The sequence below is a fragment of the Pannonibacter sp. CBAS1226 genome, from assembly GCF_055685825.1.
The window spans coordinates 335,291-348,340 of sequence record NZ_JBVOUO010000001.1 but is presented as its reverse complement, the minus strand read 5'-3'; the positions used below and the strand labels follow the sequence as shown (position 1 = coordinate 348,340).

Sequence of the window (13,050 nt, the reverse complement as noted above, 5' to 3'; positions counted from 1 at the left end):
CAAGGCGGGGACGGCGCGGAGCGAGAGGAAAACCCGGTGTGAACAGCAGTTCTGCCTGCGGCCTCTCATCTTGTCATCCCCGCGCATGCGGGGATCCAGTAGCCCCGGTGTTCACATCTGTGACGCAGGGGGTACTAGATCCCGGTCTTGCCGCTGCGCTGCAAACCGGGATGACACGGAGCAAGGCTGCAAACCACCGCCGGGGGCATTCACCCCGGCGTGTAGGCCAGGCTTGCAATGTCCACGGCCTTGCCGGTCATGGCGGATTGCTGGGCGGCGAGGCCCATGGCGACGGCCCACCAGCCATCCTTCAGCGCCACTTCAACCGGCGCACCGGCGGTGACGGCCTTCTGGAAGCGCAGGTGCTGGTAGAAGGTGGAGCCGTTGTGGTCGCCGGCATCCAGGAGCTGCGGATCGACCGGCACTTCCAGCACCACGGGCCCCTGCGGGTGTCGCGGCGAAACGATGACCTGCGGCACCGGCGGTTCGCCCAGATGCTCCGGCCAGAAGCGGCCCGGACCCGGAACGAGGCATTCGATCTTGCCCTTCGGCCCGACAGCGGAAATCTCCTCCTGATAGCGCGAGCCTTCCGCGAACATGCAAAGCTCCAGCATGGCGCGGGCACCGGAGGCGAAATCGACGATCACATAGGCATGGTCCCAGATGTCAGACCGCTCGCCCGCATAGACCTCGTCCAGATGGTTCACCGCCTGCCCGCCGGAGGCCATCACCCGCACCGGATCGGACTTCAGGATGTGCCGCATGAGATCGAAGAAGTGGCAGCACTTTTCCACCAGCGTGCCGCCGGTGTTGCGGTTGAAGCGGTTCCAGTCGCCGACCTTTTCAAGGAACGGAAAGCGGTGCTCGCGGATCGTCAGCATGCGGATGCCGCCGGTCACCTTGTCCGCTTCCTCGATCATCCTGGCGACCGGGGGCATGTAGCGGTACTCCATCGCCACCCAGATGGGCGCGGGATAGGCAGCGCGCAGGGCGGCAAGACGCGGGGCATCTTCCGGTGCGGTGAACAGCGGCTTTTCCACGATCACCGGCAGTGGCCGCACGGAGGCGATTTCCTCGAGCTGGCTGAGATGCAGGAAATTGGGGCTGGCGATCAGCAGGCAGTTGATCTGCGGCACCTCCAGAAGATCGGCGACCGAGTCCACCATCCGGGCGCCGGGCACAGCTGCGGCGGCACGGGCGCGCATGTCTGCATCGGGCTCGTAGATTGCGGCAACAGACGCCCCCTCCAGCAGGGCAATGTTGCGCAGATGCTCCTGCCCCATCATGCCGCAGCCGATGATTCCATACGTCAGGCTCAAGGTATTTCCCCCTATTTCAGACGCGCCACGTAGCGCGCCACGTTATGATCGAACCAGGTGCGGGAAACCTCCGCCCGCTGCCCGTCCTGTCCATGACTGATGCGAAGGATGTGCGGCACCGGCGCACCCGGCGCATGGCCGAAATTGGCAGGCGCCCAGTCCGGCACATGATCCAGCCCCACCTGATCCTCGGCCTTGACGATCCACAGGCCGAGCCGGGTGCGATAGAAGAGATAGAGCGACTCCGACAGCTCTTCTGCCGTCACGTGCTGCACATAGGAGCCGTCGAGCCAGATCTCCTCGACAGCTGCAATCTGCCCCGAAAGGCGGCGCAGGCGGCGGATGCGGTGGCCTTCACTGCCCTGCCCGAAAGGCGGCAGGTAATCCGGCTTGGCCTGCCGGGTGACGGACAACACCTCCGCCGTCGGCAGGCCGCCGCCCTTGATCAGTTCCAGCCGGAACATGGCGTAAAGGCTCTTCGGGTCACTCACCGCCCGGATGTAGTTTCCCGAGCCCTGAACGCGCTCCAGCAGTCCGCGATTTTGCAATTCCGCCAAGGCCTTGCGCAGGGTTCCGACAGCAATGCCCATCTCCGCCGCCATGTCCCGTTCCGGCGGCAGGCGCATGCCGTCGATCAGCCGTCCGGCAGCAATATCGCGCACCAGCAATTCGGCGATCTGCATGTAGATCGGAAGGCTGCCCTTGCTCTGTGTCATCGCGCTCCGGCCGTGGGATGAGGTGTTCGAGGAGTGGGTCACAAGAAAATTGATACACTATTGATTTACATCAATGCAGGTGTTACGCAAGTGGAAACTGCGGCTCAAAAGGGGAGTATGATGACCGTTGTTCCCGTGACCTCCGCCGATCTCGACGCATCCGAAGTGTCCTGGTTTGCGGCTCTTTGTTCCGATGATTACGCCTATCTCGGCGTGCCGGACGGCAGCCTGCGCTCCAGCTGGGAGCACTGCTCCTCCATCGTGCAGAAGGCGGAAAGCCTCGGCTTCCGCAACATCCTGTGCCCCTCGTCCTATCAGGTGGGGCAGGACACGCTGAGCTTCGTGGCCGGCTGCGCGCCCATCACGGAGCGCATCAACATGCTGGCGGCCATCCGCTGCGGCGAAATGCAGCCCATCATGCTGGCGCGCACGGTGGCAACGCTCGATCACATGCTGAAGGGCCGCCTGACGCTCAACGTCATCAGCTCCGATTTCCCCGGAGAAGTCGCCGACAGCGCCTACCGCTACAAGCGCAGCCACGAGGTGGTTCAGATCCTGCGGCAGGCCTGGACGCGCGAGACCATCGACCATGAGGGCGAGGTCTATCAGTTCAAGGGCGTTTCGACAGAACCGGCGCGGCCCTATCAGCAGAACGGCGGCCCCCTGCTCTATTTCGGCGGCTACTCGCCGGATGCGCTGGAGCTGTGCGGCGCCCAGTGCGACGTCTATCTGATGTGGCCCGAGACGAAGGACCAGCTGGCGGAGCGGATGAAGGCCGTGCATGCACGCGCCGCCACCCATGGCCGCACCCTCGACTATGGCCTGCGCGTCCACATGATCGTCCGCGACACGGAAGCCGAAGCGCGCGAATATGCCGAGCATCTTGTCTCGAAGCTCGATGATGAATACGGCAAGCTGATCCGCGACCGCGCCCACGATTCCATCTCGCTGGGCGTTGCCCATCAGGCCCGCGCCCGCGAACTGGCGGACAAGTTCGGCTACATCGAGCCGCATCTGTGGACCGGCATTGGCCGGGCCCGCTCCGGCTGCGGTGCGGCACTCGTCGGCTCCACCGATCAGGTGCTGTCGGAAATTGAATCCTACCGGAAGATGGGCATCCGTGCCTTTATCTTCTCCGGCTATCCGCATCTCGATGAAGCCGGTCACTTCGGAACCAAGGTCCTGCCGCAGCTCAAGACCTGTTCCCTGCCCCATGAATATGGCCGTGTGCCAAGCGAAACGCCCGCCACTCCGCTGGGCGTGGGAGAACGCCGCTGATGAACCGCATTGACCTCACCAAGGACCTGAGCCTCAGCCGCATCGTCTATGGCATGTGGCGCATCGGCGACGACAGCAACACCAGCCCGGCGCATGTTCAGGCCAAGATCGAAAGCTGTCTGGCGCAGGGCATCACCACGCTGGATCAGGCCGACATTTACGGCGGCTACACGGCAGAGGCGATCCTCGGCGGTGCGCTGAAGGCGTCGCCGCAGCTGCGCGACAAGGTGGAACTCGTCAGCAAATGCGGCATTGTCGCGCCGGTTGGCCGCTATGCAGACCGCCGGGTGAAGTACTACGACACCACCGAAGGTCACATCACCGCCTCGGTCGAAGCCTCCTTGCGCGACATGGGCACGGACCGGATCGACCTCCTGCTGATCCACCGCCCCGATCCGCTGATCGACCACGAGGAAACCGGCAAGGCGCTGGATGGCCTTGTGGCTTCCGGCAAGGTGCGCAGCGTTGGCGTCTCCAACTTCCGCCCCTGGGATTTCTCGCTGCTGCAGTCGGCGATGAGCAGCAAGCTCGTCACCAACCAGATCGAGATCAGCCTTGTGGCGCCTGAGTGTTTCATCAACGGCGATCTGGCCTATCTGCAGGAACGCTCGATTGCGCCCATGGCCTGGTCACCGCTGGGCGGCGGCTCGCTCTTCGGCGAGGACAACCGCCAGCTTCTGGCAGCACTGGAGCGGATCGGCGCGGCGCAGGGCGTTGATGCCACCGCCGTTGCGGTCGCCTGGCTGCTGCGCCATCCGGCGCGGATCATCCCGGTGATGGGCACCAACAACATCGAGCGGATCAGCAAGATCGGCGAGGCAGCCAAGGTGGAGATGGACCGGCAGACCTGGTTCGAGCTCTACACCCTCGCCATCGGCAGGAATGTTCCGTGATGATGGCGGCAAACGGACACCTCTCCGGACGGGATGAGCGGCTGTTCGTGCCGGGCGCGGAGACATCGCGCGAGTTCCGCACTGCGCTGGGCACCTTCGCCACGGGCGTCACCGTGGTGACGGCGATGGGCGATCAGGGCCCCATGGGCATGACGGCCAACAGCTTCACCTCGCTGTCGCTGGACCCGCCGCTGGTGCTCTGGTCGCCGGCAAAAAGCTCATCCAAGCACGGCGGCTTCACCACCGCCGCGCATTTCGCCATCCATGTGCTGGGCGAGGAGCAGGACGGGCTCAGCACCAGCTTCACCCGGGGCGGCACCGCCTTCGACGGGCTGGCATGGCAGTTCAATGCGGAAGGCGCGCCGGTCATCCCCGGCACCCTCGCCCGCTTCGAGTGTGCCCTGCAAGCCGTGCACGATGGCGGGGACCATTCAATTGTCATAGGGCGGGTGCTACGCGTGGCACAGCGCGATGGCGCACCGCTTTGCTTCTCGCAGGGCGCTTTCGGACGGTTTGCCAGAATAACCTGAGAGACCAGGCCATTCGGGTGTGGCAGCCGCGCCGGGAGACCGCGGCTGGTGGGAGGAAAATGATGGCGTTCATTCTGGCACTTGCCAGATACCTCAGCCTTGTCAACGGCGCGGCGCTGGCCGCAGGCCGCTGGATCGGGGCAGGCTGCGTCGGGCTGATGGTCATCATCATCCTGATCCAGGTGTTTTTCCGTTACGTGCTCAACGACGCCCCGGCCTGGACGGAAGAGGCGGCACGTTTCCTCATGCTCTGGATGACCGGCCTGATGGTGCCCACGGCCTTCCGCCGGGGCGGCTTCGTCGGCATCGACATGCTGGTGGTCCTGCTGCCGCGCCTCGTGGCCGGAGTGCTCAATCTCGTTCTGCTCCTCCTGATTGCCGGCCTCCTGTTCTACGCCACACGGCTGGGCTGGAAGGAAGTCACCGGCATCGGCGGACGCTTTGCAATGGCGGCGATTTCCGTGCCCGTGACGCTGGACCTCTCCGTGTGGATGAAGGTGCCCCGCGCGTGGATGATGGCCTCGCTCGCGGTTGGCTGCACGGCGATGTTCGCCGTCTGCATCGAGCTGATCCTGCGCAGCCTCATCACGCTCATGGGCGGTGAACGCCAGCTTGCACCGATTACCGAAACTCAGTCTCTGGGAGCGGAGTGATGCTCAGCCTTTTCCTGCCGCTCTTCCTCCTGCTGCTGTTCCTCGGCCTGCCCGTGGTCTTCGGCCTCATCATGGCGCCCGCCGCCCTGCTCTGGGCCAATGGCCAGGAGCGCGAAATCGCCCTGCTCTACCGCAATGTCTACAACGGCATGGACAGCTTCCCGCTGATGGCGATCCCCTTCTTCATGCTCGCGGGCGAGCTGATGAACCGGGCCGGCATCACCATGCGCCTCGTGGAATTTGCGCAGGCCATGATCGGCCACCTGCGCGGCGGGCTGGCGCATGTGAACATCATGTCCTCCATGCTCTTTTCCGGGCTTTCCGGCTCGGCGGTGGCGGATGTCTCGGCGCTGGGCTCCATGCTGATCCCGGCCATGGAAAAGCAGGGCTACACCCGGCGCTTTGCCGCCGCCGTCACAGCCGCCTCCTCCATCATCGGCCCGATCATTCCGCCCTCCGGCATCATGATCATCTATGCCTATGTGATGAACCAGAGCGTTGCCGCCCTGTTCCTTGCGGGCATCGTGCCGGGCATTCTCATTGGTCTCAGTCTGATGGTCATCGTCTGGCTGCAGGCGGACCGGGAAAACCTGCCCGCCGCCACCGCCCGCGCCTCATGGGGAGATAGAGGCAAAGCCAGTCTCGCGGCCTTCTGGCCGCTGCTGACGCCGGTGATCATTCTCGGCGGCATTCTGGGCGGCGTCTTCACGCCGACGGAAGCCTCGGCCGTAGCGGTGGGCTATGCCTTCTTCATCGGCCTCTTCGTCATGCGCACGCTGAAGCTGCGCGAGATCCCGGACGTGCTGACCCGCGCCGGCATGACCTCCGCCGTCGTTCTGCTGCTGGTGGGCGCCGCCATGGCCTTCAAGACCGTGGCCAGCCTTGCCCACACGCCGGAACTGCTGGCCGATATCATCCTCGGCCTCAGCAACAACCCGCTGGTGCTGCTGTTCCTGATCAACGTGCTGCTCTTCATCGTCGGCATGTTCCTCGATGCGGGGCCCGCCATCATCATCCTCGGGCCGATCCTAGGACCCATCTTCACCTCCATGGGCGTGGACCCGATCCATTTTGCCATCATCATGGCGGTGAACCTCACCGTTGGCCTGCTCACCCCGCCCATGGGCCTCGTACTCTTCGTCACCTCGTCCGTCTCGGGCCTGAGGGTGGAGACCATTGCCCGGGCAACGCTGCCGTTCCTGGCGGCGGAAGTGGCCGTGATCTTCCTGATCACCTACTTCCCCGCCATCTGCCTCACCGTCCCCCGCCTTCTGGGGTTCGTGAACTGACTTGAGTGAAAGGGAGGAACTGAATGCTCAAGGCACTTCTGAAGACCGTGCTGCTGGCCAGCACGCTGTCCATGGCCACCATGGCGCAGGCCGCAGACATCACCCTGCGCGCCACCGCCAATTCCAACACGGATGACGAGGACTATGACGGCCTCGTCGTCTTCAAGAACTACGTCGAGAATGCCTCGAACGGCGCGATTGCCGTGGAGCTGTTCATCGGCACCCAGCTCTGCGCCACCGGCGAGGAATGCCTTCAGGGCGTCGCCGACGGCAACATCGACATCTACATCTCCACCTCCGGCGGTGCGGCGGGTCTCTTCCCCTATATCCAGGTGCTGGACCTGCCCTATCTGATGAGCGATGACCGGGTGGCCGAAACCGTGCTGACCGGCCCCTTCACCCGCGAGCTGCGCGCCAAGGCACTGGCCGACAGCGGCAACACCATCCGCCTGATGACCATCGGCAACACCGGCGGCTGGCGCAACTATGCCAACACCAGGGGCACGGTGAAGACCCCGGCAGACCTCAAGGGTCTGAAGATGCGCACCGTGCCGGCCGACCTGCCGCAGCAGGTGGCCACCGCCGTCGGCGCTTCTCCCACGCCCGTTCCGTGGCCGGAACTCTTCACCGCCCTGCAGACCGGCGTTGTCGAAGGCACGGCCAACGGCATCACCGACATCATGAACATGAAGTTCACCGACGCGGGCGTGAAATACATCACCCTGGATGGCCACTCCTACATGGGCGCCTTCTGGTGGATGTCGAACGAGCGTTTCCTGTCGCTGACACCGGAACAGCGCACGATTGTCGCCGATGGCTTCGCCGCCCTGCAGCAGGCCACCTTCGCCAGCCCGAAGCGCAAGGAAATCGCCGCCTATCAGGATTTCCTGAAAGCCGGCGGCGAGATCTACGTGCCGACGGCTGAAGAAAAGGCCGCCTTCAAGGAGGCCGTCACGCCGGTGTTCGACTGGTTCAAGACCAAGGTCACGGGCGGCGAGGAAGTCTTCGCCATGTTCACCACCGCCGTGGCCGAAGCCGAAGAACAGGTCAACGCCGAGCGTGCCGCCGAAACGGCCGACTGATAGTGGATCCTGCAGGACGGAGCCCTCTCCGTCCTGCTTTTGGGGGGCCTCCGATATGGCCGGAGTGGCCTTTCTCTGAAATGCGCCGGTTTAAAATATCAGTTGCAGAGAGAACCCCACAGAGCTGCATCTGGTTTATGGCAGTGCGCGTCCGCCCCCCTCGTGGGGAGGGGTAAGGGGTGGGGGGCTCTGAACCTGCAAGGGTCCCAAAAACCGAACGTTTCCTGAAGAGGAGTAACTGTCTGGAATCAATGAATACTCTGCCAGCCGGAAAGGCCTTTCCCCCCACCCCTACCCCCTCCCCACGAGGGGGAGGGGGGCTGAAACGCCTTGCAGGAATGACCAGAACGCAGCCTTTCCTCAAACCGTAACCGGGGAGCCTGACTGGCTGTCTGTTGTAAACAATGCCGCACAAGAGGGAGGGGGCTGAAACGCCTTGCCGTAGATACCAGCCACAAACCGCAACCGCAAACAGGCCCGGATAAGATATCCTTTCACCTGCCCTGAAACGAAATTGCCTGCCCCGCAAAAACAACGGCCCTCAAGACAGGCACCGGAACATCCGGTGCGTCTCTTTTGCGCCCAATCCTGAAGGTTCACATCATGGCCACTCCAGATCAGGCCTTTCCAGCCGAAAAGGACGGAGAGACTTCGCTTGCGGCGCGCATGCGCCTGCGCTTCCCCGGCCTTTCCATCGCCGTGCTGATCGCGCTCGCCTCCGCCTTCCTGTCGGAGCATTACGGCGCACCGGCCATGCTGCTGGCGATCCTCATCGGGCTGGCGCTGCATTTCCTCTCCGATGACCCGCGCATGCTGCCGGGACTGGAATTTGCCGCGAAAACCCTCCTGCGCGCCGGGATCACGCTGCTCGGCCTCAGGATCAGCCTCGGCATGTTTGCCGATCTCGGACTGCCCATGCTGCTGGTGCTGGCCGCAGCCGTTGCCCTGACCATCGGCTTCGGCATGGCCGTCTCGCGCCTCGTCGGGCAGGAAAGCCGCTTCGGCCTGCTCACGGGCGGTGCCGTCGCCATCTGCGGGGCGTCCGCCGCCATGGCCATCGCCGCCGTGCTGCCGCGCAAGTCCGCCAGCGAGGCCGAGCGCGACATGGTGTTTGCCGTCTTCGGCGTCACCATGCTGTCCACACTCGCCATGATCGGCTACCCCATCATCGCCTCCGCTCTGGGCATGAGTGATCCGGTCACCGGCGTCTTCCTCGGCGCAACGATCCACGATGTGGCACAGGTGGTGGGTGCGGGCTTCTCCGTGTCCGACACGGCGGGTGACATGGCCGTGCTGGTGAAGCTGATCCGCGTCACCATGCTGGCGCCCGTGGTGCTGCTGATCGCCCTCGCCTTCCGTCGCTCCGTGCCCTCCGGTGCCAAGCGCCCGCCGCTGGTGCCGCTGTTCGTCCTCGGCTTTCTGGCGCTGGCCATCCTCAATTCCCTCATCGAAATCCCGGCCTTCGTCGCAGAAGGCGCCAATGCGGCCTCCCGCTGGGCGCTGCTGGCGGCCATCGGCGCGGTCGGCGTCAAGACCTCCCTGCCCAACATCATGAGCGTCGGCCGCCGCGCCATTGCGCTGCTGGTGGCCGAAACCGTGTTCCTCGCAGGCTTCATCCTGATCTGCGTCGAGTTCCTGCCGCTCGACCGGCTGCATTAAGGCTCTCCGCCCTTGCCCTTGCCTGCCAGTTTTGCGAGGGTCACGGTCTGCTGCTTCATGGGGGGCGAACAAAACGCCGCAAGCAGGCAGCATGGGAGGGGAGAATGAACACCAGCACGGCACTGGCCAGCGCTGCGCCGAAGACGGGCTTTGATCAGGCGCTGAGGGAAGCCTCGATCCTCGTCATCGATGACGAGCCGGGCATGCGCAACTTCCTTGACCGGACCCTGCGCCCGCGCTGCCGCCATCTGGATCTGGCCGCCAGCGTCGAAGAGGCCACAGGCCTGCTGGATGCAGCGCATTTCGATATCGTCATCCTCGACAATATCATGGGCGGCCAGCGCGGCGTCGACTGGCTGGCCGAGCAGCGCGACACCGGCTTTCTGCCCGCCGCCATCCTGATCACCGCCTATGCCGACCTCGAGACGGCCATTCAGGCGCTGCAGGCGGGCGCGGCGGATTTCGTGCTGAAGCCCTTCCGCTCCAACCAGATCCTCAATGCGGTGGCCCGCTGCCTCGACCGGATGCAGCTGCAGCGGGAAAACACGGTGCTGCGCCATGAGCTGAAGGCAAGCTCCGATCTCATTCTCCTGCGCGACAAGCTGATCGGCGAATCTCCCGCCATCGAGGACATCCGCGCCACCATCGCCCGCGTTGCCCCGCTCCCCTCCTCCGTGCTGCTGACCGGCCAGTCCGGCACGGGCAAGGAAGTGGCGGCGCGCATGATCCATGAGCTGTCCGACCGGGCGGCCAAGCCCTTCGTTCCGGTCAACTGCGCGGCCATGCCCTCCGACATGGTGGAGAGCGAGCTTTTCGGCCATGTGAAGGGCGCCTTCACCGGCGCGCAGAATGGCCGTGAGGGGCTGTTCCTGCATGCCCGCGGCGGCACGCTGTTTCTGGACGAGATCGGCGATCTGCCGCTTCCGACCCAAGGCAAGCTGCTGCGTGTGCTGGAAGACCGCAAGGTGCGCCCCGTCGGCGCCGAACGCGAGCTGCCGGTCGATCTGCGCTTTGTCTTTGCCACCAATGTGGATCTGGAGAAAGCGGTGGCGGAAGGGCGCTTCCGGGCCGACCTCTTCTTCCGCATCAACATCGTCAGTCTGCACATGCCGCCCCTGAAGGAGCGCGGACGCGATGCGCTCGATCTGGCGGACCTGTTCATGCAGAAGCTGTCGCTGCAGCTCGGCACCCCGCCGCTGCCGCTCACCGAAGAGGTGCGCCGGGCGATTGCCGCCTATGACTGGCCGGGCAATGTGCGCGAGCTGCGCAATTTCATCGAGCGCAGCCTGATCCTTGGCCGCTTTCCACCGGATTTCCTGCGCACCGCGCCAACGCCCTCCATGGCCGGACAGCCTTCAGGCTCCGGCCCTGCCCCGGAAGCAATTGGCGCCCTGACGCTGGCAGACATGGAGCGCAGCCACATTCTGGGCACGCTGGAGCGCTGCGGCGGCGACCGGGATGCGGCCGCAAACCTTCTCGGCATCTCGCGCAAGACCATCGACCGGCGGCTCAGGGACTGGAATGTCTGAGCCAGCCGCCCCACTGGAGCGCGTACGCCCGTCCCGCTCCGTCCGTTTCCGCCTGCTGGCGATTGCGCTTCTGCCCATGCTGGTCATCGTGCCGCTGGTGGCCGGCGGCATCATGCTGCGCTGGAACACCAAGTTCAGCGAAGTCTTGATCAACAAGGTGAGCGCCGACCTCACCATCGCCCGGCAATATCTCGCAAGGCTGATGGAAACCAACGGCGAGCGGCTGACCGCCATCGCCCAGTCCGCCCGCTTCCAGAGCGCCGCCTCTGGTCCTGCACTGGCGGATCTGCTGGCGCAGGAAAAGACCACCCTCGGCCTCGACTATCTCTATCTCACCGACGCCTCGGGCGCGCTGATTGCCGCCAGCAGCCCGGAACTCCGGCTGCCGCAACAACCGTCCCCGGTCATCGCCAGCGCGCTGGAAGGCACCGCCCGCACCGGCATCACCATTCTCTCCGGCCCGGATCTTGAACGGCTGTCGCCGGAGCTTGCGGCGCGCGCAAAGCTTGACATCGTGCCCACCGCCAACGCCGCCCCCAGCCCGCGCAAGACCGAAGATAGGGGCATGGTCATTCTGGCCGCCACCCCGGTCACGCTTGCCGATGGCCGCAAGGCCGCGCTCACCGGAGGCCTGCTCCTCAACCAGAACCTCGTCTTCATCGACACGATCAATGATCTCGTCTACCGGCAGGGCAGCCTGCCGGAAGGCAGCGAGGGCACGGCGACCCTGTTTCTCGATGACGTGCGCATCAGCACCAATGTGCGCCTGTTCGAGGGCAAGCGCGCGCTGGGCACGCGGGTGTCGGATGCCGTGCGCAAGACCGTGCTGGACGATGGCATCACCTGGCGGGCCAGCGCCTTCGTCGTCAACGACTGGTACATCTCCGCCTATGAGCCGATCCTCGACAGCGAGGGCCAGCGCGCCGGCATGCTCTATGTGGGCTTTCTGGAAACGCCCTTCACGCAGGCGCGGCAGCAGACGGTGCTGCTGGTCGTCCTTGCACTTCTGGCCATCGGCACAATCACCGTTCCCATTTTCCTGCGCTGGGCGCGGGCGATCTTCCGGCCGCTGGAGAAGATGGCCGGCACCATTTCCCGTGTCGAGGCAGGCGACATGGGCGCCCGCACCCACGCCCCCCAGCCGCAGGGCGGCGGGGCCGGTCAGGACGAGATCACCCGCGTGGCGCATCTGCTCGACCACCTGCTGGATCTCGTGCAGGAGCGGGACGCGGCCCTGCGCCAATGGAACGAACAGCTCAACGCCCGCGTCGCCGAGCGCACCCGCGAGCTGGAACAATCCAACCTGCAGCTGGAAGCCGCCACCCGCCAGCTCATCGTTTCGGAAAAACTCGCCGCCATCGGCGAGATCACCGCAGGCGTCGCCCATGAGATCAACAATCCGGTGGCCGTCATCCAGGGCAATCTCGATGTGCTGCGGCAGGTGATGGGTGACCGGGCGGTGGAAGCTGCCACCGAGTTCCGCCTGCTGGACGAGCAGGTGCACCGCATCCACCTCATCGTCACCCGCCTCCTGCAGTTTGCAAGGCCGGAGGAATTCGCCGGCTGGACCGAGCGCACAGATCCCGCCGAAGCCCTCGAAGGCTGCCTGCCGCTGGTGCAGCATCTTCTGAAAAAGGCCGGTGTCAGCGTCACGCTGGAGCCCTTCTCCACCCGGCAGGTGCTGATCAATCGCACCGAGCTTCAGCAGGTGCTGATCAATCTCATCGTCAACGCCGTCCACGCCATGCCCGGTGGCGGACGGCTGCGGCTCGCATGCGAGGACGCCGAAGAAGCCGGCCATTCCGGCGTACGCTTCACGGTGGCAGACACCGGCACCGGCATGAGCGCCGAAGTGCAGGCCCGCATCTTCGAGCCCTTCTTCACCACCCGCCCCGCTCCCGGCTCCGGTTCCAGCGCCACCGGCTCCGGCCTTGGCCTGTCCATCTGCCAGAAACTGGTCGAACGCCAGAACGGCCGCATCACCGTCCAGAGCATCCCCGGCGAAGGAACGACGTTCACGATCTTCTTGCCGGAGGCGGTGTGAGGGGGGGAGGAAGACGGACCTCTTCGAATTCTCCGACACGCTAGATATTTTGAACTTC

General features: G+C 64.9%; 11 protein-coding genes. 9 read left to right on the top strand and 2 right to left on the bottom strand.

From position 1 onward, the window contains the following. Positions 1 to 209: 209 nt before the first annotated feature. Together AC0CMF_RS01620 and AC0CMF_RS01615 are read right to left on the bottom strand one after the other, a co-directional pair. A complete protein-coding gene (locus AC0CMF_RS01620) occupies positions 210 to 1,319 on the bottom strand; it encodes a Gfo/Idh/MocA family protein (RefSeq protein WP_374630584.1) in 1,110 nt (369 codons plus the stop codon). 11 nt (positions 1,320 to 1,330) lie between these two features. Further along, positions 1,331 to 2,035, bottom strand: a complete 705-nt coding sequence (locus AC0CMF_RS01615; protein ID WP_058899677.1) for a GntR family transcriptional regulator — start codon at positions 2,033 to 2,035, stop codon at positions 1,331 to 1,333. 120 nt (positions 2,036 to 2,155) lie between these two features. On the opposite strand from AC0CMF_RS01615, the gene AC0CMF_RS01610 reads away from it, so the two are divergent. The 9 genes from AC0CMF_RS01610 (at position 2,156) to AC0CMF_RS01570 (ending at position 12,992) form a co-directional block, all read left to right on the top strand. Beyond that, a complete protein-coding gene (locus tag AC0CMF_RS01610) occupies positions 2,156 to 3,313 on the top strand; it encodes an LLM class flavin-dependent oxidoreductase (RefSeq protein WP_472480851.1) in 1,158 nt (385 codons plus the stop codon). Next, positions 3,313 to 4,206 (top strand): aldo/keto reductase, encoded by an 894-nt coding sequence (locus tag AC0CMF_RS01605; RefSeq protein WP_050473167.1) that lies wholly within the window; start codon positions 3,313 to 3,315, stop codon positions 4,204 to 4,206. The genes AC0CMF_RS01610 and AC0CMF_RS01605 overlap by 1 nt, the downstream gene beginning before the upstream one ends. After that, positions 4,206 to 4,736, top strand: coding sequence for a flavin reductase family protein (locus tag AC0CMF_RS01600; protein WP_374630285.1), 531 nt, complete (start codon positions 4,206 to 4,208; stop codon positions 4,734 to 4,736). The genes AC0CMF_RS01605 and AC0CMF_RS01600 overlap by 1 nt, the downstream gene beginning before the upstream one ends. Positions 4,737 to 4,798: 62 nt before the next feature. Then, on the top strand, positions 4,799 to 5,389 hold the full coding sequence (locus tag AC0CMF_RS01595) for a TRAP transporter small permease (RefSeq protein ID WP_209004853.1): 591 nt from the start codon (positions 4,799 to 4,801) through the stop codon (positions 5,387 to 5,389). Beyond that, on the top strand, positions 5,389 to 6,678 hold the full coding sequence (locus AC0CMF_RS01590) for a TRAP transporter large permease (protein WP_050473165.1): 1,290 nt from the start codon (positions 5,389 to 5,391) through the stop codon (positions 6,676 to 6,678). The genes AC0CMF_RS01595 and AC0CMF_RS01590 overlap by 1 nt, the downstream gene beginning before the upstream one ends. A gap of 23 nt (positions 6,679 to 6,701) precedes the next feature. Then, the gene (locus tag AC0CMF_RS01585) at positions 6,702 to 7,760 is read left to right on the top strand and encodes a TRAP transporter substrate-binding protein (RefSeq protein ID WP_094461871.1); all 1,059 of its coding nucleotides are present in this window, start codon (positions 6,702 to 6,704) and stop codon (positions 7,758 to 7,760) included. 603 nt (positions 7,761 to 8,363) lie between these two features. Continuing rightward, on the top strand, positions 8,364 to 9,419 hold the full coding sequence (locus tag AC0CMF_RS01580; protein ID WP_374630286.1) for a YeiH family protein: 1,056 nt from the start codon (positions 8,364 to 8,366) through the stop codon (positions 9,417 to 9,419). A 104-nt stretch (positions 9,420 to 9,523) separates the two neighbouring features. Next, positions 9,524 to 10,948 (top strand): sigma-54-dependent transcriptional regulator, encoded by a 1,425-nt coding sequence (locus AC0CMF_RS01575; RefSeq protein ID WP_374630287.1) that lies wholly within the window; start codon positions 9,524 to 9,526, stop codon positions 10,946 to 10,948. Next, positions 10,941 to 12,992 carry a sensor histidine kinase gene (locus tag AC0CMF_RS01570; RefSeq protein WP_374630288.1) on the top strand — a complete coding sequence of 684 codons (2,052 nt, stop codon included), beginning with the start codon at positions 10,941 to 10,943 and terminating at the stop codon, positions 12,990 to 12,992. The genes AC0CMF_RS01575 and AC0CMF_RS01570 overlap by 8 nt, the downstream gene beginning before the upstream one ends. The last annotated feature ends 58 nt before the right edge of the window (positions 12,993 to 13,050 follow it).